Source organism: Paraburkholderia dipogonis, assembly GCF_046027395.1.
GTDB classification, from domain to species: Bacteria; Pseudomonadota; Gammaproteobacteria; order Burkholderiales; family Burkholderiaceae; genus Paraburkholderia; species Paraburkholderia dipogonis_A.
Genome location: NZ_JAQQEG010000002.1, coordinates 280,296 through 306,046, shown reverse-complemented (window position 1 = coordinate 306,046; position 25,751 = coordinate 280,296). Strand labels below are relative to the sequence as shown.

Genomic DNA, 25,751 nt, shown 5'->3' with positions numbered 1-25,751 from the left:
TGAGAACAAGGAGGCGCGCGTGAAATCAAGGGCTACGACCACGGATCTTGGGCTGTTGTATTTACGAGTGACCGCGAGCCTGCTCGTCCTCGCGGTTCACGGCTTGCCGAAAGCCATGCACTACGCGAGCCAGGCAGCGGCGATCGAAGATCCGTTTCACCTGGGCAGAACAGTGTCGATTACATTCGCGATTTTCGCGGAAGTCATCTGTCCGCCGCTGATGATCTTCGGGATCGCGACGCGGCTCGCTGCATTGCCGATCCTCATCGTCACGGTGGTCGCGTTGGCCTTCGTCCATCGCGACTGGTCGCTGGCGGAAGGACAGTTCGCGTGGATGCTGCTGATTCTGTTCGGCACGATCGCGATTGCCGGGCCGGGCCAGATCCGTTTTGGCGGCCGAGTGGAGCGGAGCGACGGAACAAGCCTGCAGTAAGCATTGCGCTTTGCATTTGTGCCGTTTTCCTCGTGCATCGCCGCTTTACGGCCCCAACAATCTTTTCAGCCGAGCCTCTTCGAAATCGAGTTCCGATTCGATCCGGTGCAGGGTCTTGTCCTTGATCCGGTTTTCGTCGTGCAACTGAAGCAGCGCCGCGCGGCCCGCCTGGACCGCCCGCAACCCGAGGTTCAGGCGCGTCAGCCGCAAGTGCACGAGCGTTTCGCCACCCGTGTGCGCACGCGCGTTGCTGTCGATACGATAGCTGTATTCGTCGATCAGCCGCAGTACCACGTCTTCGTTGCCTTTGCATTGCGCGAGATCGATCTGCTTCAGCGCGTCCAGCGACGCCTGAAACGTGAGGGATCGGGCCTGATATTGCGTGAGATATTTCGATTCGGCGGTCGCGCGGGCATCGTTGAAACCGACCAGGCGCGCGAGCGGCGCCAGCGTCAAACCTTGCACGAGGACCGTCACGAAGATCACCGCGAATGTCGAGAAAATCAGCAGATCGCGCTCAGCCAGCGACTCGGGCAGCGCCAGCGCAGCGGCGAGACTCACAACGCCGCGCATTCCGGCCCAACCGAGGATCGTCGCCTGCTTGAGGTCCGTTCTGGGCTGGGTGCCACGCGCGCGAGAGAGGAGGTATTCGGGCAACGCGATCGCCGCCATCACCCAGACGATCCGCGCGACGATCACAACCGCGACCGTTACGCCGGCCACCACCCACACGCGCTCGGGCAGCCACCATGAGAACGCGTGTCCCGCGTCGAGCTTTGCCAGCGTACCGGGCAGCGACACGCCGATCAGGATGAACACGAGCGCTTCCAGCACGAAGACGACGACGTCCCACGTGCCCGTGGTCTTCAGCCGCGTGGTCGCGTCGAGTGTCATGTGCTGGCACAGTCCAACGATCAGGCCGCACGCCACCACCGACAGCACACCGGAGCCGTGCAGGCGTTCACCGAGCAGATACGCGGCCCACGCGGCGAGGAAGGTCAGCACGACGGCCAGATGCGTGTCTTCGAGCCAGCCGAGCAGCTTGATCGTTGCCCAGCCGATAAGCGCGCCCGTTGCGATGCCGACGAGCGAAAGCGTCGAAAAGGTGAGGACGGCGTCGCTGGCGCTGAAGGTGCCCGCCGCCAGCGCGACCAGCGCAAAGCGATAGATCACGAGCCCTGACGCGTCGTTGACGAGGCTTTCGCCCTCGAGCACGGTGACGAGGCGCTCTGGCAACGGCAGCTCGCCGAGCAGGGCTTTGGCCGCGACCGCATCGGGCGGCGACACGATCGCGCCGAGGGCGACGCACGCGGCCCACGGTAGCTGCGGATCGACCCAATGGACGGCGCACGCGACGCACGCGGTCGTGAAGATCACCGATCCGAGCGCAAGCGATGCGATTGGCGCGGTCTCGCGGCGAAACTCTCGCCAGGCGGTATAGAACGCACTGGACATCAGCAGCGGCGGAATCAGCACGACCATGATGACGTCGGGGTCGAGCGCAATGACAGGCGCATCGGTCGCGAAGCCGATCGCCGCACCGCCGACCAGCAATACGGCAGCCGACGGCAGATTGAAACGGCTGGCGATGAGCGATAGCACGCACGCGCCGAGCAGAACGAGAAGCAGGCCTTCGAAGAATACGATGTGGTTCATCAATGGGCGCTCAAGGGTGCGATGGCGGCCGGCCGTTCCCGACGCCGTTATGCTTGCATACTGTAATGTACAAACATTTTCAGCTGCCGATGAGGCCCGCCTTTGCAACCCCGCAAAAATTCACCGCAAAACTTCGACGTTATTTCCTCAGCGCGGCGACCAGCTTGATTTCGATTAACAACTCGGGCCGCGCCAGCGATGCCACACCGAGAATCGTCCATGCAGGGAAGTCGGAGCGGATGTAACGCTCCTTCACGGCCCTGAAATCACCGAGCTGTGACGCGATGTCCACGTGATACGAAACCAGTTCGACGAGGTCGGTAAAGTCGAGACCGAGATTCTGAAGAATGACTTCGGCGCGCTTGAACGCCAAATCGATTTGCTCTTCAACCGACACCGGAATGCTCCCGTCCGCTCGCAGCCCGACCTGCCCTGCAATGAAGACCAGACCGTTCGCCGACACGGCAGGCGAATACTGGAAAAGGTCGAAAATCTTGTTACCGCCGAACGTTGCATCGTTTTCGGGCAATCGCAGGCGCTCGATCTTGCTCATTTTTAACCTCAGCGAAATTCGTGTTCTGGTGCTGCCAATTGGGCTGACGGACAGCATCACAAGTCAAGACGCAATCGTGGTCCAACTTCGACAAAACCCGCGGACAGATAGAACGCAAGCGTCCGGGTCCAACGAGGCTGGCCAGGAGCGCCCACGTCGAGTCGCTTCCATCCGCGTTCCTTGCCGAACCTCGCGGCTTCGCGGACCAGCGCCGCGGCTAATCCACCAGACCGGCATTCCGGTCGGACGTATAGCTCGGTAATCTGTCCGAAGGCCCCTCCCGCGTATATTGCCATTGCTTCCGTCATCAGAAGTACGCCCACCGGACTATCACCTTCGAGCGCCAGATACCCGAAGCTGCGACTCGTTTGGGCCAGCACAGTTTCAGCGATAGATACCCGGTTCGCGGGTTCGAGCTCGCCATGGTGAAGCTCCACGAGAAGTTCATCCACAAGGTGCGCAATGGCACCAGCATCTGTCGGTGCAATAGGGCGAATACGCATCAAGGCAATCTCCTTTGCTATCTCGCGCGGTGCTGCCAAAAAGCGGCTGACTTGACACTCATGCACGGCAATGCCTCATATAATGGCAACAAGTAGTCATCTTTGAACTGCTCCTTCATTGAAGGCACCATGCCAAAAACTCAGAGTCGGTCACCCGCTGAAGAATCCCCGGACATCGAGGTAGCAGAGAAGCAGACAGACCCTGCAGTGGAGAAAGTGTCCCGTGCTCTGGCTGCACAGATTCATGCTTTCCGAACCTCAGCAGGAATCGCTTCGGGCACGCTCGCGAAAATGGCCGGCATTTCCCATTCCATGCTCTCAAGAATCGAAAAAGGAACAGCCACTCCGTCGATAGAAACGCTTACACGGCTGGCCAATGCGTTGGGCAAACCCGTGTCGCGCTTTTTCGTCGATCAGAGTGAACGCCACGACTGCTCGTTCGTACCCGCGGGACAAGGCGTGACTGTCGACAGGGAAGGTTCGTCGTATGGCCACATCTACCGGCTCGTTGGCCACGTATTGTCGGGGAATCTTTCCGTTGAGCCGTACGTCGTTACGCTCGACGAAAAGTCCCAGCCGTGGTCAACCCACCAGACAACGGGTATTCAGTTCCTTCACGTACTCGAAGGCAAGATGAAATACCGATACGCCAATCGACTCTACGATCTGAAACCCGGCGACAGTTTGCTGTTCGACCCGAATGCGGCGCATGGTCCGGAAGAAATCGAAAGCGTACCGGTCAGGTTTCTCGCAGTGTTCTTCAACATCCGCGAATACAGCTAGAATAGAGGCCATACCCTCTCTCAACCGCCCTATCGCGCGTGTCGGTTTATCGTTGTGACCGCTGCAGCTCCGCGAATTGCTTTGCCACCGCGCTTTCCCGACTGGCGACAATCTCTCCCGCTCCAACGCGCTCCCGGCCGTACACAATCCAGGCGTCATCGGGCGAACCGATCGTGGCATCCACTCGCAGCGTCTCCGGCTGCGAATCGAAATAGTATCGATAGACCAGCGCGGAATCGCATTCTCCCTTCATCAGTCGTTCGAAAGCCACCGGAATCGAGACCGCGGGAATCAGCCTGGAATATGCACCGAGGTCTGCGTAGTCATCGGTTGCAGGGGAAACCAGCGAGATGGTTTCCGGCTTGCCGACGTCCTTGCGCGTGAGAATCGCCAATGTCTGACTCGGCGAGATGAAGGTGTCGACAACGAACCGCTCGCGGAAGTTGCTGCCCATCACTCGCGGGGTATCCGGATGAACCGCGCACTGAATCAGATAGTCGATTTCGTCGGCGTCAAACGCAGCTAGCGCGTCGTCGAAATTATCAAAGAGTTTGACTTCCGCCTCAAGTCCGTGAAATTCAATGTAACGACGAGTCACATACTCGTGGTTCGTTCCGGATGGACCGAGGGTGCCAAATCTGATTGTGGCCATGCCTTACTCCTGAAGATCTGCGGGATACCGTTTTACTGTGAGCGAAGCGCCTCGACCTCTTTGAGGAGTTCGCGTTCGCGCGCATGGTCAACATGACGCATTCATTTGTGAATCATCTGACTGAGGAATCGCCTCGCTCGCTCAGTCCTCGGCGCATCAAAGAAATGAGCGGGCTCGTTGTCTTCCACGATTTCTCCCTGGTCCATGAACAGAATGCGGTCGGCGACCGCCCTGGCGAATCCCATTTCGTGGGTGACGCAAAGCATGGTCATGCCGTCTTGCGCGAGCAGCGTCAGCGTGTCGAGCACCTCCCTGACCATCTCCGGATCGAGTGCCGATGTCGGTTCATCGAGCAGCATGATGGTCGGCGACATGCAAAGCGCTCTTGCAATCGCAACCCGCTGCTGTTGACCGCCGGAAAGCTGCGAGGGATATTTCCCGGCATGACTCGCCACGCGAACGCGTTCGAGCATTTCAAGGGCCCGTGCTTCAGCCTCCTTCCGCTTCAGACCACGAACACGCATGGGAGCCAATGTGCAGTTTGCCAGCACCGTCATGTGAGGGAACAGATTGAAATGCTGAAACACCATGCCGACATCCGCACGTACCATGCGGACGTGTTTCACATCGTCAGTGAGTTCGATTCCGTCGACGTGAACGTCTCCCGAATCATGCCTCTCCAGTCGGTTCACGCAGCGAATCAGCGTCGATTTTCCTGAGCCGGACGGTCCGCACAGAACAATCTTTTCGCCTCGCCGGACATTCAGCGAAATAGAATTGAGGACATTGAACTCGCCAAAACTCTTTGAGAGTCCGTTGATAGATATCGCGAATTCGTTGTTCGGGATCGTATTCATAGCGAAAGTCCTGTGCATATTCGTGCGACTCAGGTGTCAAGCCGCGTGAGTGTCTGAGCGTGGAATGCCTGAGCCGCCGGGCTCTCCTTCCAGGCAACAACCTGCCCGTCCGACAACCGCTCGCGGCCGTAGACAATCCAGGGGTCGTCGACCGTACCGATCTGCTCGTCGATTCTGAAGCGGGTGGGGTTCTCGGTAGCAAGGGACGAGTACGTCAGACCGCTCTCGTATTTGCCCGAGAGGAGTCCATTCGCAACCGATGCTGTCGATGTCTCCGGAATGAGCGTGAGTCCATCCGTATTGACATAGTCACGCGTGGCGGGCTGAAGTGCGAGCGTGCGCGGTGTGTCGACGTCGATACGGGTCACTACGGCCATGTCTTTGCTGGAAGAGACGAATGCATCGATAACGAAAAGTTGTTTGCGGTACTTCGCAACGATGTCAGCCGTCGAAGGATGGACTGCAACCTGAACGATATAGTCGGCCTCGCCGTCAATGACCATTCGTGCCGCCTCGTCAAAGCTCAACACCAGAGCCATCGACGCCCGCCCTTCCAGACCGTGATGTTGAATGTATCGGGCAGTCACGAACTCGTGATTGCTACCACCTGGTCCAAGTGTCAGAAAGCGAAGCAATTTGCGTTTCTCCATTAACTTTGCGTAGGGGGCTCGGGAACATGAGTCCACCTATAAAAATGCGCTGCAAGAGGACTAGGTCGCGTGAGCGTCTCCAGAATCAGAAGACTTCAACATCGCGGCTTGTTTAGGCTTTCGAGGGTTGACGACGTCGACGTCCTTCCCCGTTCTGCGGGCAATGTTCAACTCGAGAATCCGGAATGCGTGCGAGAGGAAAAACGTCAGCGCGAGATAAATCGTTCCAGCGCCGACGAAAATCTCATAGGGCGCGTAGGTCTCACTAACCAGCAGCTTCGACGTTCCCGTCAATTCCATGATGGTCACCGTCGACGCCAGCGAAGTCGCCTTCAGATTCAGAATCGTTTCGTTCGCATACGCGGGGATTGCAATACGAATGGCAATCGGTGCTTTGATGCGAACGAGTATGGAAGTTCGGCTCAAGCCGAGTGCCTCGGCAGCTTCGACAATGCCTTTCGGTACGGCAGACAGCGCCCCCATCAGAATGCGCGCCGTGTACGCGCCTGAATTGAGCCCCAAGGCAATGACCGCACAGGTGAATGGGTCACGCAAGAGCGGCCAGACGACGGAATGTCGAATAAAAGAGAACTGTCCAAATCCGTAGTAGAGAAAGAACAATTGCACGAGCGCCGGGGTGCCGCGGAATGCTCCGATGTAAATCTTCACGCAACCGCTCAGAACTTTGGACGAATTCAATCCCACAAGCGCCGTGGGCACACCCACAATGAGACCGACGACCACGATGGCGACGAACAACTCGAGCGTGTTGGGCAACGCGGCCAGCAGACGCGGAAAGCTCGAAATGAGCAATGAGAAGTCAAACATGCGTCACCTCGCCAATGCGGTCGACGTCTTGCGACGAACCGTGCTAAAACCGTTTGTCAAAGCGAAGCTGAGAACAAAGTACAGCACGCCGGCAACCAGGTAGAAGAAAAAAGGGCGATTTGTCGCCTCGACGGCGAAGCCTGTTCGTCGCATCAGGTCTTCCAGACCGACCAGCGAGACAAGCGCAGTTTCTTTCAGCAATACGGTCAACTGATTCCCGAAAGCAGGTACAGCGAGGCGCCACGCCTGCGGTGCAATGACGTGCACAAAGCCCCCTGCGCCCGACAATCCCAGCGCTGCGGAGGCTTCAAATTGGCCGCGTGGAACTTCCAGGATTGCGCCCCGGAAGATTTCCGTTGCGTAGGCGCCGAACACCAGTCCCAGCGACACAGCACCCGCACCGAACGCATTGATTTCAATGGGCCGGCTTAGGACATGAGAAAGGGTTGCGCTGCCGCCGTAGTAGACAAGGAAAATGACCAGCAGGTCCGGCACACCTCGTATTGTGGTCGTGTATGCGCCGGCGAACTGCCTGAGTATCCGCACTGAAGACAGCTTGGCCGCCGCCATCAGAACTCCGATTACCGAGCCGATGGCTGTGGCCGCGAGTGCGACCAGCAGCGTCGTCAGGGCCCCCAGCAGAATGAGTCCGCCATAACCGTTCAGAGTGAAGCTGAGCATGCTGGCCCCCGCATTACATCAGAGAGAAAGGGAAATATTTCTTTCTAATCTGGTCGTAGGTGCCGTTCGCCATGATTGTGGCCAACGCTGCGTTAATACGATTGCAGAGCTCGGTGTCGTCGAGGCGGACTGCAATGGCGTTGCCGTCCCCGAGTACGCCGCCTTTGAACTCAGGTCCGATAAAGGCGAAGTCCTTCGAGTCAGGCCGTTTGAAGAAGTCGGAATAGAACGTCGCCTTGTTGCCGATGATGAGGTCGACACGACCCGCGACGAGGTCCAGTTCCGGCTGACGGGTGTCGTCATACAGCACGAGTGACGCCGCCTTGTCGTAACCGTTGGCGACGAGCCACTGGTGCTGGGAGGAACCGCGTTGAACGCCGATGCGCTTGCCCTTCAGTGCCGCGGGCGAGACGTCCTTGATCCCGCTGTCTTTTGCCGCGATAAAACTGGACGTGGTGTCCTTGTACTTATTGGTGAACAGAACCTGTTTGCGTCGCGCAGGTGTCGTCGACATCGACGCAACGATGGCGTCATATCGATTGGCCTGAAGGCCAGGAATGATGCCGTCCCACGCTTGCGCGACGATCTGGCATTTCATCTTCATCTGCGCGCAAAGGGCATTTGCAATGTCTACGTCGAAGCCCTGAAGCTGGCCGGAGGCGTCCTTGAAGCTCCACGGCGGATAGGTGCCCTCCGTTGCGACTCTCAGCGTGTCCCCGGCCGAAAAGGCGGGCGTCGACATGACCAGTGCTGCGCCCGTCAGGGCGCTGACGACCAATCCTCGAAAACGTCGAAACAGGGTGTGTGACATGGCAACTCTCTCGTCGCGATTGCTGCGCCCCGGGTAGTCCGTCGCATTAGAGGTAAAGGTAGTCGCTCGTTAATTTAACGTCAATATTTTAATTTTATGCAAATTCCCTAATCGGGTTTACCCTTGACCGCCGTTCGCGCGGCAGCCGGGCGTCACGGCTCGTAGTCAACTGCCCGAAAATCGAATCGATTACCGCGCGTTGCGGCACGTTGCGCTGAGGCATGACCCAGTCGTAGTCGGCGAGATCAAGGAGCTCGCCAGTTTTCCGCCTGGCCAGTCGATGTCCCTTGCGCAAGGCCACGACGTAAGGATCGGCGAACAGTTCGGTCTCCTGCACGGACCCCGTGAGGCGAGGCTCGCGCAATCCACCGACGTACGCCAGGGCCTCCCCTGCCTGCGCGATTTCGTAGAGCGCGAGACTTGGACAGCGCGAATTCGATCCCCGCGGCGTATTTTATTTCTGTCGGGCCGCTCTACATGTCTGACGCATGCCGCTGGGTTCAAAAAAAGAGAGAGCCGTTCACCTTTACCTCACGCCTTGCCGGGAATACCGCGCCCGCGCAAGGAGCAGCCCGATGTCTCCGTGACGAAGATCAGCGCGACTGCGCCAATCGCACATGCGCCCATCATGTAGTACGCCGGCATCAGCGCATTGCCCGTATGTGCGATGAGCCATTCGTTCGCCATCGGCGCCGTGCCCCCGAAAATGGATGTCGAGATGTTGTAGGCAATCGCCATTCCGGCATAACGCACCTGCGTGGGGAACATCGCCGGGAACATGGCCGAGATGCTGGCAAGTTGCGGAACGTACAGCAGACCCAGCACGGAGAATCCGACGAGTGCGCCGACGATGCCATGCTTCATCAGCAGGAACATTGGAATGGCTGCGAGAAAGAGCCCCACCAGCGAAAACCACCACACGTTCTTGCGGCCGACCCGATCCGAGAACGTCCCGGCAAAAGGAAGAAAGACCATCATCGCCAACATGCCGAGCAGCGGGACGAGCAACGACATGTTATCGCTCATGCCGAGCTGTTTCTGCATGAAGGTCGGCATGTAAGCCAGCAAAACGTAATTGACGACGTTCAACGCCACCACCAAACCACCGAGCAGCAGCAGCGGCTTCCAGTATCCGGCCAGTAGAGCTTTCAGCGGCACACAGTCTTGCTTTTCCTTGTGGGTCGATTGTTCCAGTTCCAGGAAGACAGGCGTGTCCTCCAGCTTCGAACGCAGATAGAAACCGATCAGGCCAAGCGGTGCCGCGATCAGAAACGGCAGCCGCCATCCCCAGGCGTGCATCGCTGTATTGCCAAGCGCGACGGAACAACCGAGCATCAGGAACGCGCCGAGCGAGAAACCCGCAAGGGTCGCGAACTCAAGAAAACTGCCGCAGAAACCGCGCTTCTTGTCGGGCGCATATTCGGCCATGAAGGTCGCTGCACCGCCGTACTCGCCGCCAGTCGAAAAACCCTGGACCATCCGCAAGACGATCAACAGTGCCGGAGCCCACCATCCGATGCGGGCGTAACTCGGCACGAGCCCGACCAGCAGTGTTGCCACCGACATCATGATGATGGTCAGCGCCAGCACGTGCTTGCGACCCAGCCGGTCACCCAGCGGCCCCCAGAACAGCCCGCCGAGCGGACGAACCAGAAACGAAATAGCAAACGTGGCGAGTGCGAACAGCGTCGCCTGCGCCGTGCTGCCCGGGAAAAGCGCAGCCGATATATAGGTCAGACCGTATGCATAAATGCCGTAGTCAAACCATTCCGTAGCGTTGCCCAGTGCCGATGCGGCGATGGCGCGCCGCAACAGGCTCGGTGAATGGTGTTGCACGGTCTCGCCGTTCCATGGCTGTGCGTAGTTCATTGCTCCTCCTGAATTTCTGGCTTTTGCGACACGTTAAACATCGCCTCTATTCACAATACCGTTGAGGCTCGAGCAGAACGATGTTCTAGGACGATGCAGTCATTGGGGTTTTCCATGGTGTCCCACTATCGGGTGCTGACGCGTTGGACTCACGTTGCAGGCAGCGGCAGCGTCATCAACCGTCCCCGCGCGGGGTTAGGTGTGTTGTCGCCGCAAAGACGCAAACACATCCATGCGGTGGCGAGATTGCTGCTCACGACCGCCCGGCCAATTGCTGCCTCGATCCGCGCGATGACGGCCGCGGCCCGCAAAGCCGTGCAGGAGATGAAGAGCGCATCGGATTCTTCCGCCATCGCGTCACGTGCGAACGCGACGATATCGTCGTGCGAAATCCGCGCCATCTCGCGGTCATCGGTCAGGCCGATACACGTGAAGCGGTCGATGACGAAACCCTGTGCGGCGAAGTACTCGGCCATCGGCTCGCTGGTTTCAACGGTATAGGGCGTCAGCACGCTGATGCGGCGCGCACCCAGCGCTTTCAGCGCGATGACCGCGGCGGCCGTGGGCGTGACAACTTGTGCCGCGGGTTTCGCTGCATGAATCGCCCGCTCGATCGCCGCGTCTCCGATCACGACGGACGCCGACGTGCACGAATACATCACCACGTCGAGCGCTTCGTCAGGCAAGATCAACGCGGCGCCTGCGGTCAACGACGGCTGCATGGCCAGCAGGTTCTCCGGCGTAGTCGGGTTTGCGTACGGCACGCGGTTCACATAGACGCCGATGCGCTCATTCGCGACGAGCGTCGCGAAGTCCGGCTCGGACGTGTGATCGGTGGCGAGAATCACAAGGCCGATGCGTTTGTCGAACGCGCGTTCGTCCAGATGCGGCACCCTGCGTGACAGATGGATGAAAGTCAGCATGTGTCAATGCCCCGGATTGGGAAAGCGTTTTTCGAGCAGCCGCACGCCGATCACCGCAATCAGGCTGATACACAGAAACAGCACGCCAACGAGCGTCATCGGTTCGAGGTAACGGTAGTCCGTATTGGCGATGATCTTCGCCTCGTTCATCAGTTCGAGCACCGTGATCGCGGACAGCAACGGTGTTTCCTTGAACATCGAAATCAGGTAATTCGCGAGTGCGGGCAGCATCGGCGGGATCGCTTCGGGCAGGATGATGTGCTGCCACATCTGCGCCGGCCTCAGGTTGCACGCCTTGGCGGCTTCCCATTGCCCACGCGGCACGTTTTCGATACCGGTCCGATAGACCTCGGCCGCATACGTCGCGTAATGCACGCCGAGCGCGAGCACGCCGGCGGCGAGCGCCGGCATGCGAATGCCGATATCGGGCAGCACGTAAAAAACGAAGTAAAGCTGCACGAGCAAAGGTGTGCCGCGAATGAAGCTCGCCACCGCCGTGGTGGTGCGCGACACCGCGCGATTCGGCGACAGCCGCAAGATCGCGAACGCCATGCCGACCACCGCCGCCACCACCGCGCCGAGCAAGGTCGCGAGCACCGTGATTTTCAGACCCTGCAGCAGGATCGGCATGATCTCGCGCGCGAAACTCCAGTCCCATTCCATACGGTTATCTCCTCATGCCGTCGAGACCGAAAGTCATCCGGCGTTCGAGCTTGCGCACACCGAACGAAATCAGGCAGGCCATAGCGAAATACAGCGCGAGAATCGTCGCGAACGGGATCAACGTGTTGCCGGTCTGCGAGCGTACGACCTGCGCCTGGAATGTCATGTCGCCAAGCGAGATCAGCGACACGACCGCCGTGGCCTTGAGCAACTCGATCGCGTTGTTGCCGAAGGTCGGCAGCATGAGCGGCAAGGCTTGCGGCAGGATCACGTGACGCATGCGCTGATACGTGGACAGATTCAACGCGATGCAGGCACTCCTCTGCTCCTGGCCGATCGCGACGACCGCGCCACGTACGACTTCCGCGCCATACGCGCCCACGTTCAAGCCGAGTGCGAGCACTCCGGCCTGCAGCGGCGCGAGCGTGAATCCGACCATCGGCAACACGAAATATGCCCAGAACAATTGGACAAATACCGACGTGCCGCGGAAGAACTCGATATACGACGTGGCGAGCGCGCGCACCGCAAAGAATCGCGACAGCCGTCCGAGTCCGGCGACGAACGCCATCACGAGCGCAAGCGCCGTCCCCATCACAGTGAGTTCAACAGTCGCCTGCGCGCCTTTCAGAATCAGCTGCAGATAGCCGGACCAGTCGTTCATGAGCGCACCTCGCAGACAACGGAATGGCCATTTGGCGTGCTACCGCGTAGCGCGTCAAACAGGCAGGAAAGAATCAGTTCTTCGCCGCGCACAGCTTGTCGCGGCTCGTCGACATCGCCGCCTTAGCCGAGAAGCCGTACGGTTCGACGATCTTTGCGAATTCGCCGGACTCCTTCATCTTTTTCAGTTCGACGTCGAAAGCATCACGCAGTGCGGTGTCCTGCTTGCGGAACGCCACGCCGTCACACTGCACGGGTGTGCCTTGCACCGGCGCGATGGATTCCAGATTGGCATCTTTCGCTTTCGAGAGCAGATCACTGATCGACAGCAGCGGCAGCGCGAACGCGTCGATACGGCCGTCCTGCAGCATCTTCAAACCACTCTGGCCGTCCGGCACGATGACCACGCGTTCGGTCGGAATATGCGCGGCGGTCGCGAGTTTCTGTTCGGTCGTGCCGCCTTCCACGCCGATCACAGCCTTGGGATCCTTGGCGATGTCCTCGTAGGTCTTGATGCTTTTGGTGTTGCCCTTCTTGACGGCGAACGCCTCCACCGCGCACAGCACCGGCTCCGAGTACGCAACAGCGGCACAACGCTGCGGCGTCATGAAGAGACCCGCGGCAATCGCATCATGTCGCCCCACGGCGAGGCCCGGAATCATCGCGCCATACTCGGAGACCGACGCGACGATGTCGTTGACGCCCAGCTTCTTGAAGACCGCGCGTGCCACATCGGGCGCGGCGCCTGTCACCTTGCCGTCGGCGCCGACCGCGGTAAACGGCGGCTCATTGGCGATAGCGATGCGCGCGAAACCCTGCTCCCTGAGTTGCGCCAACTTGTCCTGGGCGGCGACCGCAATGCCGGTCAAGGTCAGCAGCGACAACGTCCCCGTGATCAGAATCCCCTTCAGTTTCATGATTTTTCTCTCCTAAGGCGTGGTGGTGTGCAACGGTAAGCGCGTGTGGCGTCGGGCGATCAGATCCGGTGACCCGCGGCGATGATCTTGCGCAGGAACGCCTGGGTTCGCTCATGCTCGGGATGACTGAAAATATCTTCGGGCTTGCCCTCCTCCACGATCCTGCCGCGGTCGAAAAACAGCACACGGTCCGCGAAATCGTGGGCGAAGCCCATTTCATGCGTGACGAGCAGCATCGTCATGTCGGTTTCTTTGGCGAGCCGTTGCATCACATTCAGCACTTCTTCTACAAGCTCGGGGTCGAGCGCTGACGTCACTTCGTCGAACAGCATGATTCTTGGTGCGAGGGCCAGCGCCCGCGCAATCGCCACGCGCTGCTTCTGGCCGCCGGAGAGTTGCGCCGGCCGGCTCTTTGCCTTGTCGGCCATGCCGACCATGTCGAGCAATTCCAGCGCGCGTTTTTCCGCCGACTCACGGCTCTCGCCTTTGGTCAGCATCGGCGCGAGCGTCACGTTCTCGAGCACGCTCTTGTGCGGAAACAGATTGAAATGCTGGAACACCATGCCAATCTTCTCGCGCATCTTCTGCAGGTGCCGCTCGTTCGCGGACACCATCTGGCCGCCACGCTGCATATGAAACAGTTCCTCGCCGTCCACTTCGATATGGCCACCATCGATCGATTCGAGCGTCATCAGAATGCGCAGAATCGTGGTCTTGCCGGAACCCGACGGGCCGATCAGCGCGAGCTTCTCGCCCGGCATCACATCGAGCGAGAGTTCGTCGAGTACCGTTAGTGCGCCGTAACGCTTGGTGATGCGATCGATGCTGATCAACGGCTTCGTCATCGACGCCTCCCGGCGTGGTACACGGCTGTCGGCAGGCGCCGCCGATAAGTCCGATGGAAAGGTCGCCGGGGCGGCGCCGGAAGCGCTCAGCATGTCGGTGACTCGTGCGGTGTTCATATCGATTCCGTTCCCATTCGTCATGCCTGACCTGATTGAGAGAGTGCTGCGAGAACAACTCTGCAAACCAGAATACAAAGCCATATTCGGGATCCGATTGCTCTAGAACAATTCTTTTTATGGCGCGGACGTCGGTGCGTGCGGACGGCCCACGTCCGGGTCAGGGACAACACCTATAAGCGCAGCACGCCCGAATCGTATCGGTGAGGAAGATTGAACTAGCACATTGAAAGCCCGTTTTTCGCGGCATTAGACTGCGCCCAGAAACGCCTCCAGGTGTCTCATTGCGTGCATGAGGCACTGCCTTCCGCAACGCCGTCACGCTCAAAGAGAGGGGAAGATGTCAGATACAACGCAACAGGAACGGCAAGCCACGGCGCCCGTCGTACGCCTGCCGTTCGAACGTGCCGAATACGCCGCCCGCATCGGTAAAACGCGTCAAGCGATGCAGGCAGCAGGGATCGAATTACTGATCGTGTCCGATCCGACCAACATGGCGTGGCTCACCGGTTATGACGGCTGGTCGTTCTACGTGCATCAGTGCGTGCTGCTGGCGCTGGACGGCGAGCCGGTCTGGTTCGGCCGTGGCCAGGACGCGAATGGTGCAAAGCGCACGGTGTTCATGGAGTACGAGCAGATCGTCGGCTATCCGGATCATTACGTGCAATCCACGCAGCGCCATCCAATGGATTATCTGGCCCGTGAAGTGATCGAAGCGCGCGGCTGGGGCGCGTTGAAGATCGGCGTGGAAATGGACAACTACTATTTCAGTGCCGCGGCCTATCGCTCGCTCGTCGCTCATCTTCCGAAGGCGAAATGGCTGGACGCGACGGGTCTCGTGAACTGGCAGCGCGCCGTTAAATCGCCGCGTGAGATCGAGTACATGCGCGTGGCCGCACGCATCGTCGAAAAAATGCATGCGCATATCGTCGAGCGCATCGAGCCCGGCATGCGCAAAAACGACCTCGTCGCCGAGATCTACTCGGCAGGGATTACCGGTATCGACGGTCACGGCGGCGACTATCCGGCCATCGTGCCGCTCCTGCCGACCGGCGCCGACGCCGCCGCCCCGCATCTGACCTGGGACGACACGCCATTCGCAAGAGACGCCGGCACGTTCTTCGAAATCGCCGGCTGCTTCAAGCGCTATCACTGCCCGCAGTCGCGCACCGTGTACCTCGGCAAACCGCCGAAGCATTTCATCGAAGGCGAGCGCGCCGTGGTCGAAGGCATTGAAGCCGGTCTGGCCGCGGCCAAACCCGGCAATACGTGTGAAGACATCGCCAACGCGTTCTTCGCGATGCTGCATAAATACGGCATCGAGAAAAACAGCCGCTGCGGCTATCCGATCGGTGCGAGCTATCCGCCGGACTGGGGCGAACGCACGATGAGCCTGCGGCCGGGGGACAAGACGGTCCTCGAACCTGGCATGACGTTTCACTTCATGCCAGGTCTCTGGCTCGACGATTGGGGACTCGAAATCACCGAAAGCATCCTCATTACCGAGTCCGGCGTCGAGCCGTTCTGCAACACGCCGCGCAAGCTGTTCGTCAAACCGTAAGCCCGTCAAAACCCTGTGCCGCCGCGAGCGCGGCGCGCACAGGCCTATGTGAAAAGGGGAAACATGCTTCCGACGACAATGAAGGCCGTCGTACTGACCGCGCATGGCGGTCTCGACAAACTCGTCTATCGCGACGACGTGCCGGTTCCCGCCTGCCGAGCGGGCGAAGTATTGCTCGACGTCACCGCTTGTGGGCTGAACAATACCGACGTATGGGTCCGCGAGGGCGCGTACGGTACGGACGACGACCCGCAAGCCGTCTCCACCTGGCGACGCGGACGCTCGACGCTGTCGTTCCCGCGCATTCAGGGCGCGGATATCGTCGGACGCGTGGTCGCGGTGGGCAACGGGGTGAGCGATGCGCGCATCGGCGAACGCGTGATCGTCGATGCGTCGATCTATAACCGCGACGACGACAGTCTCGCCGATATCGACTACATCGGCCACGGCCGTGATGGTGGTTACGCGGAATACACCGCAGTGCCTGCCGAGAGCGCGCATCGCGTCGAATCCGTTTATTCGGATGCTGAACTCGCGACGTTCTGGTGCGCCTATCACACCGGCGAACAGATGATCGAGCGGGCTGCGGTAAAAAGCGGCGAAACGGTGCTGATTACGGGCGCTTCCGGCGGTGTCGGCTCGGCGATCATTCAGCTATGCCGCGCGCGCGGGGCGATTCCGTACGCAGTAGTCAGCAAGGGCAAGGAAGATGCCGTGCTCAAACTCGGCGCGCAACGCGTGATGCTTCGCGACAGCGAGACTTTCGCTGCGGATGTCGAGCGGATGACCGGCGGCCAGCCAGTCGATGTGGTGGCCGATCTGGTCGGCGGCGCGCTGTTCGGCAAGTTGCTGAACGTGCTACGGCCGGAAGGTCGCTACACCACGGCGGGCGCCATTGCCGGACCGGTAGTCCAGCTGGATTTGCGCACCATGTATCTGAAGCAGTTGCAGTTGAACGGTTCTTCGCAAGGGACACGCGATGCTTTCAAACGCGTGCTTGACTATATCCAGGCCGGCACGATCAAACCGATTCTGGCCGCAGCCTATCCCTTGTCGAAGTTTCATGAAGCGCAAACGCAATTCATGGGCAAGCGCTTCGTGGGCAATATCGTCGTGATTCCGGACCGGCATTACGTGCAAGCCGCAAATCAGGCTTGAATAACAGGCATGCATGAAACACGCCGGACCAGCGGTATCCGCTGGTCCGGCTTCGTTTTATCAACTTCACAATTGATGATTGCCTACACGCACCGACCCATTACACGGAAGTCGCCGGAGCGAGAACCTGCGACGCAACTTCATCCACCGCCGCGCGCGCCAGCTTCACGATCTCGTCCACCTCGCCGCGCGACGTGACCAGTGGCGGCGCGAAGCCGAGAATGTCGCCGTGCGGCATGGCGCGCGCAATCAACCCACGCTGCAACGCCGCAGCGGAGACGCGTGGACCGACCTTCAGCGCTGCGTCGAACGGTTGACGGCCGTCCTTGTCGGCCATGAATTCGAGCGCGGCCAGCATGCCCGCACCGCGCACTTCGCCGACCAAAGGATGAGCATCGAACGCCGCGTGCAGTTGTTCGAGCAGATACGCACCGGTTTGCGCCGCGTTCTGCGTGAGGTTCTCGCGCTCCAGAATATCCAGGTTCGCGAGTGCCGCCGCCGCACAGATCGGGTGGCCGGAGTAGGTCCAGCCATGCCCCATCGCGCCCGATTCCTGCGACGCCTTATCGATCACGTCCCACACGCCTTCGCTGACGATCACCCCCGACAGCGGCGCATAAGCGCTGGTCAAACCCTTCGCCACGGTGATCAGATCCGGCGTGATGCCGTAGTGTTGCGCGCCCATCTTCGAGCCGAGACGGCCGAAGCCGCACACTACTTCGTCGCTGATCATCAGGATGTCGTGCTTCTTCAGCACCTGCTGGATCGCCGGCCAGTAACCCGCCGGCGGCGGCAGAATGCCGCCCGTGCCCATTACCGGTTCGGCGATGAACGCAGCGATCGTATCGGCGCCTTCCTGTGCAATCAGCTTCTCCAGTTCTTCCACACAGTACGCAACGAATTGCGCCTCGTTCATGCCGGCCGGCGCCTGCCGATACCAGTGCGGACATACCGTGTGTTTGACGCGCTCGATCGGCAGATCGAAAAACTGATGAAAGCTCGGCAAACCGGTCAGACTACCGGTGACGATCCCCGAACCGTGATACCCGCGCTGGCGCGAAATGATCTTCTTCTTGTTCGGGCGGCCTTTCACGTTGTTGTAGTACCAGACGAGCTTGATCTGCGTTTCGTTCGCGTCCGAGCCGGACAGGCCGTAGTACACCTTCTTCATGCCCTGCGGCGCCCAGTCGATAATGCGCGACGACAATTCGATGATCGTATCCGTCGAGTGGCCGACATACGTGTGGTAATACGCGAGTTTCTTCGCCTGCTCGTAGATCGCTTCGGCAACCTCGGTGCGGCCGTAGCCGATGTTCACGCAATACAGACCCGCGAAAGCGTCGATATACGACTTGCCTTCATGGTCTTCGATGCGAATGCCTTTGGCGCCAGTCACGATGCGGCCGGGCAACGCCCCGCTCGCATGGTCGTGAGCGTGCGTCGACGGATGCATGAAGTGCGCGCGGTCGGCGTCGAAGAGTTGGTCGAGTTGGGTCATCGGAATCTCCTTCGTATGATCGATGAATGAATGGGCTGGCTCAGGCCGTCGCGGCGGCTGCGGTCGCAGCGGCTACGCGGCGAGCGGGAAGGCTGTCGGTTACCGGCAAGCCAAGCTGGCCGAGGCAGAAATAGCGGGTTTCGACGAACGGCTCGAAACCTTCGGCCCCGCCTTCGCGGCCGAGTCCGGATGATTTGATGCCGCCGAATGGAATCGGCGCACCGGTGAATTTCGCGCCGTTGACGGACACCATCGCGAAGTCGAGCCGGCGGATCAGTTGAAACACCGTGTTGAGATCCTGAGCGCAAACATAAGCGGCGAGGCCGTATTCGGTGTCGTTCGCGCGTTCAATGACTTCGTCGAGCGAGTCGAACGGCGAGACCGCCGAGATGGGCGCGAAGTTTTCCTCGTCGTAGATGCGCATGCCGGGCGCTGCGTCCGCGACCACGGTCGGCTCGAAGAACCAGCCGCCGCGTTCATGCGCCGCGCCGCCGGCGGTGATGCGCGCGCCCTTCTCTTTCGCGTCGGCGACGCGCTGCGCGGTGGTGTCGAACGCCGCTTGATGCATCAGCGGACCGACATTCACGTTCGCCTCGAATGCGGTGCCGACCTTCAGCGCGTTCACGGCTTCGCTATATTGCGCGACGAACGCTTCGTACAGCGGCCGGGCGACGAAGATGCGATTCGCCGCGCAGCAGTCCTGACCCGAGGTCTGGAACTTTGCCGCGATCGCGACGCGTACGGCCTGATCGAGATCGGCATCTTCGGTCACGATGAAAGGCGCGTTACCGCCAAGTTCCAGCGCCGTCTTCTTGATGCCGGCCTGGGCCGCAGTCTGCATGACCAGCGCACCGACGCGCGTCGAACCCGTGAAGCTCACCGAACGCACCCGTTTGTCGCGCACCAACGTTTCCATTGCCATTTGCGGCTCGCCGAGCACGACGTTGAATACGCCTGCCGGAAAACCCGCTTCTTCCGCAAGCTGCGCGAGCGCGAGCGCGGAAAAAGGCGTTTCATGCGCGGGCTTCACGACCACCGTGCAACCCGCGGCAAGCGCGGCGGCCGCCTTGCGTGTAATCATCGCGCAGGGGAAATTCCACGGCGTGATCAGCGCTGCTACGCCGACGGGCTCGATCACCGTGCCCAGATGCGCGCCGTCGATATGCGTTGGAATCGTGCGGCCGTTCAGGCGGCGCACTTCATGCGCGAACCATTCGACGAAACTCGCGCCATAGGCGATTTCGCCGCGTGCTTCAGCGAGCGGCTTGCCCTGTTCCAGCGACAGAATCGCAGCCAGGTCATGCTGATGGCGCAGGATCAGTTCGTGCCAACGCAACAGCAGCGCGGAACGTTTGGCGACCGGCAGCCAGCGCCATGTCGAGAACGCACGCTGCGCCGCGTCCACCGCTTCGGTGATTTGCGACGCGTCGAGCATCGGCACGTGGCCGAGCACCTGCTGATCGGCGGGATTCTGCACGGCGATGCTCGCGGCGCTCGCGCTGTGCACCCAGCGTCCGTCGACGTAGCACAGCGATTTGAATAGAACCGGATGACCCAGCAACATGGCGACCTCCCTGTTTGCGATGTATGTCTGTCACTGTACGTCCGGTGACGATGCGGTTTTTTTCGTTGTCGTCTCTCAAAGCCCGTGTTTTTTCTGGAATTCACCGCGGCGCACGGCAATTTTCTGGCGAGGCCGCCGTGCGCTTCAACTGTCGTCGCCGATCGTTTGTTCCGCCCAGTCCGGCAAACCTTCCGCGCTGCTTTTCACCACCTTCGTCACGATGTACGTAAAGTACTTTTCGATGCCCAATTCGTCGGTCAACAGTGAATCGATAAACCGCTGATAGTGGTCGATGTCACGCGACATGACGTGCATCACATAGTCGACGCCACCGCCCGTCGCGTGGCATTGCACGACCTCCGGCGCGGCAGCAATCCGCTCCTCGAAGCGCCGCATGTCTTGCGCGGTGTGACGCGCCAGCGTGACTTCGACCACCACGCGACTGCCCTTGAAGGCGCGCACCCAGTCGATCTCGGCGCGGTAACCGCGAATCACACCGCTCTCTTCCAGACGCTTGACGCGCTCCCACGCCGGCGAGATCGACAGATTGATCTCTTCGGCCAGACGCGATTTGGTGATGCGTCCGTCGTACGCGAGGATGCGCAAAATCGCCAGATCGTAGCGGTCGAGTTTCATGGTGCTCAGACCGTCACCGGTATGCCGCGCTCGACGATATCGGCCACCACCGCCACCGTATCGCCGATCCGCACGAGACCCGGAAAATGCCGTGCCGCGAGCAGGCCGCCGCGGCGCGCGCGATATTCGACAGGCGCGACGCCGGTGCGCGACGCATCGTAAATTCGCGCGATCACTTCGCCGCTTTCAACCATCTCGCCGAGGTCCTTGCACAACTCCAGCAGGCCGTCGTGTTCGCTCGTCGTATAGCAGGTGCCGTCGGGCATGTCGAGCAGCGTCGTTGTACGCGCGGTTGCGTGCCCGGTTTCGTCTTGCCTGAGAATGCCCGCGTGCTGCAGAAAACCGTGCACACCACGCTCCGCCACCGCAACGCTTCGCACCGTTGCCGTCCCGCCGCCGCCGAGTTCGGTTGACACGAACACCTTGCCCGCTTCTTCAACCGCTGTGTCGTAAAGGCCGACGCTATCCAGTTCGAGCATCCGCATCGAATACGGCGCGCCGAACGCGCGCATCGCCGCTTCGCAGCGCGCCTGCTGATTAGCATCGGGCAGCAGGTGAATCGCGGCGAACGGCATGAAGTCGAGCGTGCGGCCGCCTGCGTGCAGATCGAGCACGTAATCGGCGAGCGGCAGCAGATAGCGCTGAAAATAGTCGGCGATCTTCTCGGTGACCGTGCCGTCCGGCTTGCCCGGGAAGCTGCGATTCAGATTGCCGCGATCGATCGGCGACGTGCGGCTGCCCGCGCGGAACGCGGGGAAATTCATGAATGGCACGATGATCACGCGCCCTTTCACGTCTTCGGCTTTCAACGTCGCGGCCAGCTTCGACAACGCGATCGGGCCTTCGTATTCGTCGCCGTGATTGCCGCCGGTGAGGAGCGCGGTCGGCCCCTCGCCGTTGCGGACCACGGTGATCGGAATCATCTCCGCGCCCCACGCGGACGTGTCGTGCGAATGTGGCAGTTTCAGAAAGCCGTGTTGTTCGCCGTCGGCGTTGAAATCGACCGTCGGCTGAATCGGTGTTGCCCGCATATGCATGACTCCCTCACGAACAGTTTGCGTGGCGTGTGATAGAACGTTTCGACGCCGCGCCATCTACGTTCGTATCCCATTGCAGTTGCGTTGTTTCAGACATCGTCCCCTCTCAGCGCTTCACGTCATTGCGGAAAATCATTCCGGCGCCCGCGGCATGCGCTCGCTTCAGTGCCAACGAGGCAATTGCGGTGTCCTGCGCGCCGGTGCCGGTCAGGTCGCAGATCGTCACGTCGGTTTCATTGACGCGACCCACGGCCTGTCCGGCGATCACCTGACCCAACTCCGTGATCGCGGCGTCGGCGCGCGTCACGCCTGCATTCAGCGCGTGATGCAACTCGCCCAGCACGCGCGTTTGCTGCGCGCGGTCGCAGACATAGCGCGCCGCCGCCAACGCAGCCGGCGCGATTTCATTCTTGTGCTCGGCGTCTGAACCCATCGCCGTGATATGCAAGCCTGGATGCAGGTCGGAGGCTTCGATCAACGGTGTGCGGCTTGGCGTGGTGGTGATCGCGATGTCCGCTTCGGCGACTGCGTGGTGAACATCGCGCGCAACATCGCATGGCACGCCGAGCGAGGCGGTCATCGCCGTGGCGAAACGCTGCGCGCTCGCCGGATTGCGCGCCCATACGCGCACGCGCTCGACGCGGCGCACCAGCATCAACGCCTGCAACTGCAAACGTGCCTGCTCGCCTGCGCCAAGTACCGCGACTTGCGGCGGGTGCCGTTTCGCCAGCCAGCGCGCGGCGACCGCACCAGCGGCTGCCGTGCGCACCGCGGTGAGGTAGCCGTTGTCGAGCAGCACCGCTTCGGTCAGACCCGTCTTCGCCGACAACACCAGCATCAGCCCGTTCAGACTCGCCAAACCGAGCGACGGATTGTTGAAAAAACCAGGGCTCACCTTGATCGCGAAACTATCGAAGCGCGGCAGATACGCCGTCTTGACGTCGACTTCACCGTGCTGTTCAGGCAGATCGAGACGCAGGATCGGCGGCATTGCGACGGCTTCGGTGGCGAGGGCGAGAAAGGCCGCTTCGACCTGATCGATTGCGGCAAGATCGAGGGGCACGAGTTCGCGAAGCTCAGCTTCGCCGAGGAGAGTAATGGAGGTCATAGGGCATTGTGCGAGACAGGTTGCGTCGACGCGGAATCGACGATGCGGCGATGCTGGTCCATATCGATGTTGGCGCCCGTCACGATGAGCACGAGCGGCCCGCGTTTGACGCGTCCGGCCGGCAACACGCCATCGAGCAAGGCGGCGATGCCGACCGCCGCCGCGCCTTCCAACACGAGCCGTTCATGCCAGTAGGCATGCGCGATGCCGCGTGCAATCGACGCCTCGTCGAGCAGCACGGCTTCGTCGATCAGATCGCGCGTGAGCGCAAACGTATAGCGGTTGTCGAGTCCGATGCCACCGCCGAGCGAATCGGCCAGCGTTTCGACTTCTTCGACCAGAACCGGCTGGCCGGCCGCGAGGCTCGCATGCATCGCGGCGCCACGCGCCATCGTCACGCCGGTCAGGCCGATCTTGCGATTCGCGCTCTTCGCGGCGAACGCAATACCCGCGAACAAACCGCCACCGGACAGCGGCACGACGATGTTCGCGACTTCGGGCAACGCCTCGACGATTTCGAGTCCGATCGTCGCCTGACCGGCGATCACGTGCAGATCGTCGAACGGCGGAACGTAGGCAAAGCCTTCTTCGCGTACGAGCCGCAACGCTTCCTGTTCGGCCTCGTCCTGGCTTTTACCGGTGATCCGCGCCTGCGCGCCGAGCGCTCGCACGGCTTCGACTTTGTTCGCCGGCACGAGCGTCGACATACAGACCGTCGCGTCGATACCCTGCGCGCGAGCCGCATGCGCAACCGCGCGACCGTGATTGCCCGTCGACGCGGTCACGACTTTCCGGCAGCCCTGCTCGGCGAGATGAGCGAGTGCGTTCGTCGCGCCGCGCAGCTTGAAGCTGCCGGTCGGCTGCACGGTTTCCAGTTTGAGAAAGACCGGTGTGCCTGCGATCGCCGACAAACGCTGCGATTCGACGAGCGGCGTGTGACAGACGCGTCCTGCGATACGACGACGCGCACGGTAGATATCGATCAGCGACAAATCGGCCAGCGACAGAACGGACATGAACTCGGCCCCGCACCAAAGGTTCGACTCCGATGCTGTCGCGCGTGCGCTGTCACGCTAGCGGCGGCCGCATCGTTTTCAATGCAGCCCAGTCTAATGTTCTAAAAAACGATTTCCATTGTCCTAGTTCATTCCCGCTCCATACTCGACATGGGAGCGAGGTCAGGTGAAATCGTGCACCTGCGGGTATTGCTCGAACACGTCGCGCATGGTTTCCAGCGCGCTTTTATAGGTCTCTTCACCCACTTCGGCACCGACGCAAACGCGCACCGCATTCGGCCGGTCCGCGTCGCGCACGAGGAATGGATCAGGCGACGTCACGGCGATATCGCGGTTGCGCAGCTCTCTCACCAGTCGGTCGGTACGCCAATGATCGGGCACGCGCAACCAGGCGGACAGCGCTTGCGGATGTGCGCCGAGCACGTAACTGCCCAGCGTTTGCTGCAATTGCGCCTGGCGCCGCCCCAGACGTTCGCGCTGTATCTCCACGAGCCGTGCGGCGGTCCCGTCGACGATCCAGCGCGTCGCCACCTCGGCCATCGGCGAAGTCGCCATCCAGCTGCTCACGCGCAGCACGCTTTCGGCGCGTAGCGCGAGCCGCCGCGGCGTGGCGAGATAACCGATCCGCAACCCGGTCATCACCGACTTGGTCAGGCTCGTGCAGTAGAACGACAGATCGGGAATCAGACTCGAAATCGGCGTAGAGGCTTTGGCGGGTAAGGGACCGTAGACATCGTCCTCGATCACATACACGCCGTAGCGCTGCGCGATTTTCGCAATCGCGCGGCGCCGCGAGTCGGGCATCAGCGCGACCGTAGGATTGTTCAGCGTGGGCGTGCAGACGAGTGCCGTGATGCGCTCGCTATCGCACATCTCCTCGAAGTGCTCGGGGTGGATGCCGTACTCGTCGATTTCGAGGCCTTTCAGCGTAAAGCCCAGCACGTTGGCCGAGCCGATCACGCCGTGATCCGTGAGGCTTTCACACAAGACCGTGTCGCCCGGTCCTACTAGCGAAGCGAGCGCGAGAAAGATGCCATGCGCGGCGCCGTTCGTGACCAGAAGCGTATCCGCCGAAGCCGGCATGCCCAACGACGCGAGCCACGCGATTCCGGCTTGCCGATGATGTTCGAAGCCCGCGATAGGCCGGAAAGCACGAATCCACGGCTGGTCGTCGATCGTGGAGAGTGTGGCGCACACCTTGCGCCACATGGCGTCGTGCTCCGCCGTATGGATGATGCGTGCGATCGAAAAATCGACCACCGAGCGCTCAGCGGTGTCGAGCATATAACTCGACATGGTTTCGGTGACGCGCGCCGCCACGAAGCTGCCACGCCCCACCTCGCAGCGGATCAGCCCTTGCCGCTCCAGTTCCTTGTAGGCGTTCGTGACCGTCTGCACGCTGATCGCCAGTTCCGCGGCGACGTCGCGCTGCGGCGGCAGCCGCGCGCCGGCCGGCAACGACTCGCTTTCGATGTCGCCCGCGATCGCCTTGACCAGCCGCTTGTATTTCGATTCCACGCCGTGCACCGCGCGCACGGCTTCCCGCCACTGCTCGATCACCGCTGCCCTCCGCTGCCTGTCGAGTCCCACCTTTGCCGGTGTTACCCCAATATTGCGGCCAAACAGTGCATGGAAAATATTGTCCTAGAGCATTAGCGATGCAAAAAAATCACCTTGTATCGCGCCGCTATCCTGCCACCCGTACCGGACACCATCTCATAAACCGTACCGGTACTGTACCGGCAACGCTCGCTAGAATGCTCCAACGT

General features: G+C 60.8%; 28 protein-coding genes. 5 read left to right on the top strand and 23 right to left on the bottom strand.

Annotation, left to right across the window (positions count from 1 at the left end):
* Positions 1–19: 19 nt before the first annotated feature.
* Entirely contained in the window at positions 20–433 is a 414-nt protein-coding gene (locus PQR32_RS03715) for a DoxX family protein (RefSeq protein ID WP_408222366.1), read from the top strand.
* A 45-nt stretch (positions 434–478) separates the two neighbouring features.
* On the opposite strand, the gene PQR32_RS03710 is transcribed toward PQR32_RS03715, so the two are convergent.
* From PQR32_RS03710 to PQR32_RS03700, 3 genes are all read right to left on the bottom strand, one after another.
* Positions 479–2,089: a Na+/H+ antiporter gene (locus PQR32_RS03710; protein ID WP_408222364.1), complete on the bottom strand. Its 1,611-nt coding sequence runs from the start codon at positions 2,087–2,089 to the stop codon at positions 479–481.
* A 139-nt stretch (positions 2,090–2,228) separates the two neighbouring features.
* Positions 2,229–2,642: a RidA family protein gene (locus tag PQR32_RS03705; protein WP_408222362.1), complete on the bottom strand. Its 414-nt coding sequence runs from the start codon at positions 2,640–2,642 to the stop codon at positions 2,229–2,231.
* A 56-nt stretch (positions 2,643–2,698) separates the two neighbouring features.
* Positions 2,699–3,145, bottom strand: coding sequence for a GNAT family N-acetyltransferase (locus PQR32_RS03700; protein ID WP_408222463.1), 447 nt, complete (start codon positions 3,143–3,145; stop codon positions 2,699–2,701).
* A 129-nt stretch (positions 3,146–3,274) separates the two neighbouring features.
* On the opposite strand from PQR32_RS03700, the gene PQR32_RS03695 reads away from it, so the two are divergent.
* Entirely contained in the window at positions 3,275–3,928 is a 654-nt protein-coding gene (locus PQR32_RS03695; protein ID WP_408222360.1) for a helix-turn-helix domain-containing protein, read from the top strand.
* 46 nt (positions 3,929–3,974) lie between these two features.
* On the opposite strand, the gene PQR32_RS03690 is transcribed toward PQR32_RS03695, so the two are convergent.
* From PQR32_RS03690 to ehuA, 13 genes are all read right to left on the bottom strand, one after another.
* A complete protein-coding gene (locus PQR32_RS03690; RefSeq protein WP_408222358.1) occupies positions 3,975–4,580 on the bottom strand; it encodes a hypothetical protein in 606 nt (201 codons plus the stop codon).
* Between the two features lie 101 nt (positions 4,581–4,681).
* The gene (locus PQR32_RS03685) at positions 4,682–5,437 is read right to left on the bottom strand and encodes an amino acid ABC transporter ATP-binding protein (RefSeq protein WP_408222356.1); all 756 of its coding nucleotides are present in this window, start codon (positions 5,435–5,437) and stop codon (positions 4,682–4,684) included.
* Between the two features lie 29 nt (positions 5,438–5,466).
* Positions 5,467–6,087, bottom strand: coding sequence for a type 2 periplasmic-binding domain-containing protein (locus PQR32_RS03680; RefSeq protein WP_408222354.1), 621 nt, complete (start codon positions 6,085–6,087; stop codon positions 5,467–5,469).
* Positions 6,088–6,147: 60 nt separating this feature from the next.
* Positions 6,148–6,915 carry an ABC transporter permease gene (locus PQR32_RS03675; protein WP_408222352.1) on the bottom strand — a complete coding sequence of 256 codons (768 nt, stop codon included), beginning with the start codon at positions 6,913–6,915 and terminating at the stop codon, positions 6,148–6,150.
* Between the two features lie 3 nt (positions 6,916–6,918).
* Complete coding sequence (locus tag PQR32_RS03670; protein ID WP_408222350.1) at positions 6,919–7,596, bottom strand: ABC transporter permease; 678 nt, start codon at positions 7,594–7,596, stop codon at positions 6,919–6,921.
* A 13-nt stretch (positions 7,597–7,609) separates the two neighbouring features.
* Complete coding sequence (locus tag PQR32_RS03665; RefSeq protein ID WP_408222348.1) at positions 7,610–8,407, bottom strand: transporter substrate-binding domain-containing protein; 798 nt, start codon at positions 8,405–8,407, stop codon at positions 7,610–7,612.
* Between the two features lie 94 nt (positions 8,408–8,501).
* A complete protein-coding gene (locus PQR32_RS03660) occupies positions 8,502–8,708 on the bottom strand; it encodes a type 2 periplasmic-binding domain-containing protein (RefSeq protein ID WP_408222461.1) in 207 nt (68 codons plus the stop codon).
* Between the two features lie 230 nt (positions 8,709–8,938).
* Positions 8,939–10,276, bottom strand: a complete 1,338-nt coding sequence (locus tag PQR32_RS03655) for an MFS transporter (protein WP_408222346.1) — start codon at positions 10,274–10,276, stop codon at positions 8,939–8,941.
* Between the two features lie 149 nt (positions 10,277–10,425).
* Positions 10,426–11,199 (bottom strand): ectoine utilization protein EutA, encoded by a 774-nt coding sequence (gene eutA, locus PQR32_RS03650; RefSeq protein WP_408222344.1) that lies wholly within the window; start codon positions 11,197–11,199, stop codon positions 10,426–10,428.
* A 3-nt stretch (positions 11,200–11,202) separates the two neighbouring features.
* A complete protein-coding gene (gene ehuD, locus PQR32_RS03645; protein WP_408222342.1) occupies positions 11,203–11,862 on the bottom strand; it encodes an ectoine/hydroxyectoine ABC transporter permease subunit EhuD in 660 nt (219 codons plus the stop codon).
* Positions 11,863–11,866: 4 nt separating this feature from the next.
* Positions 11,867–12,526 carry an ectoine/hydroxyectoine ABC transporter permease subunit EhuC gene (gene ehuC, locus PQR32_RS03640; protein ID WP_408222340.1) on the bottom strand — a complete coding sequence of 220 codons (660 nt, stop codon included), beginning with the start codon at positions 12,524–12,526 and terminating at the stop codon, positions 11,867–11,869.
* Between the two features lie 73 nt (positions 12,527–12,599).
* Positions 12,600–13,442 carry an ectoine/hydroxyectoine ABC transporter substrate-binding protein EhuB gene (ehuB, locus tag PQR32_RS03635; RefSeq protein ID WP_408222338.1) on the bottom strand — a complete coding sequence of 281 codons (843 nt, stop codon included), beginning with the start codon at positions 13,440–13,442 and terminating at the stop codon, positions 12,600–12,602.
* Positions 13,443–13,501: 59 nt separating this feature from the next.
* Positions 13,502–14,380, bottom strand: coding sequence for an ectoine/hydroxyectoine ABC transporter ATP-binding protein EhuA (gene ehuA, locus PQR32_RS03630; protein WP_408222459.1), 879 nt, complete (start codon positions 14,378–14,380; stop codon positions 13,502–13,504).
* Here ehuA and PQR32_RS03625 point away from each other — a divergent pair.
* From PQR32_RS03625 to PQR32_RS03615, 3 genes are all read left to right on the top strand, one after another.
* Positions 14,265–14,510 carry a hypothetical protein gene (locus PQR32_RS03625; protein WP_408222471.1) on the top strand — a complete coding sequence of 82 codons (246 nt, stop codon included), beginning with the start codon at positions 14,265–14,267 and terminating at the stop codon, positions 14,508–14,510. The two genes, ehuA and PQR32_RS03625, sit on opposite strands and share 116 nt — an antisense overlap.
* 234 nt (positions 14,511–14,744) lie before the next feature.
* A complete protein-coding gene (gene doeA, locus PQR32_RS03620; RefSeq protein WP_408222336.1) occupies positions 14,745–15,965 on the top strand; it encodes an ectoine hydrolase DoeA in 1,221 nt (406 codons plus the stop codon).
* A gap of 63 nt (positions 15,966–16,028) precedes the next feature.
* Entirely contained in the window at positions 16,029–17,123 is a 1,095-nt protein-coding gene (locus PQR32_RS03615; protein ID WP_408222334.1) for an alcohol dehydrogenase family protein, read from the top strand.
* Positions 17,124–17,223: 100 nt separating this feature from the next.
* Here PQR32_RS03615 and PQR32_RS03610 read toward each other — a convergent pair whose 3' ends face one another.
* The 7 genes from PQR32_RS03610 to ehuR all read right to left on the bottom strand — a co-directional run bounded on the left by PQR32_RS03610 (position 17,224) and on the right by ehuR (position 25,542).
* Complete coding sequence (locus tag PQR32_RS03610) at positions 17,224–18,621, bottom strand: aspartate aminotransferase family protein (RefSeq protein ID WP_408222332.1); 1,398 nt, start codon at positions 18,619–18,621, stop codon at positions 17,224–17,226.
* A 40-nt stretch (positions 18,622–18,661) separates the two neighbouring features.
* Positions 18,662–20,185 carry an NAD-dependent succinate-semialdehyde dehydrogenase gene (locus PQR32_RS03605; RefSeq protein WP_408222330.1) on the bottom strand — a complete coding sequence of 508 codons (1,524 nt, stop codon included), beginning with the start codon at positions 20,183–20,185 and terminating at the stop codon, positions 18,662–18,664.
* 144 nt (positions 20,186–20,329) lie between these two features.
* Positions 20,330–20,821 carry an Lrp/AsnC family transcriptional regulator gene (locus tag PQR32_RS03600; protein WP_408222328.1) on the bottom strand — a complete coding sequence of 164 codons (492 nt, stop codon included), beginning with the start codon at positions 20,819–20,821 and terminating at the stop codon, positions 20,330–20,332.
* Between the two features lie 5 nt (positions 20,822–20,826).
* Positions 20,827–21,852, bottom strand: coding sequence for a N(2)-acetyl-L-2,4-diaminobutanoate deacetylase DoeB (gene doeB / locus PQR32_RS03595; RefSeq protein ID WP_408222326.1), 1,026 nt, complete (start codon positions 21,850–21,852; stop codon positions 20,827–20,829).
* A gap of 112 nt (positions 21,853–21,964) precedes the next feature.
* Positions 21,965–22,966 carry a cyclodeaminase gene (locus PQR32_RS03590; RefSeq protein WP_408222324.1) on the bottom strand — a complete coding sequence of 334 codons (1,002 nt, stop codon included), beginning with the start codon at positions 22,964–22,966 and terminating at the stop codon, positions 21,965–21,967.
* Positions 22,963–23,982 (bottom strand): hydroxyectoine utilization dehydratase EutB, encoded by a 1,020-nt coding sequence (gene eutB, locus PQR32_RS03585; protein ID WP_408222322.1) that lies wholly within the window; start codon positions 23,980–23,982, stop codon positions 22,963–22,965. Before eutB ends, PQR32_RS03590 begins: the two co-directional genes overlap by 4 nt.
* A 162-nt stretch (positions 23,983–24,144) precedes the next feature.
* Complete coding sequence (gene ehuR / locus PQR32_RS03580) at positions 24,145–25,542, bottom strand: MocR-like ectoine utilization transcription factor EhuR (RefSeq protein ID WP_408222320.1); 1,398 nt, start codon at positions 25,540–25,542, stop codon at positions 24,145–24,147.
* Positions 25,543–25,751: the final 209 nt, after the last annotated feature.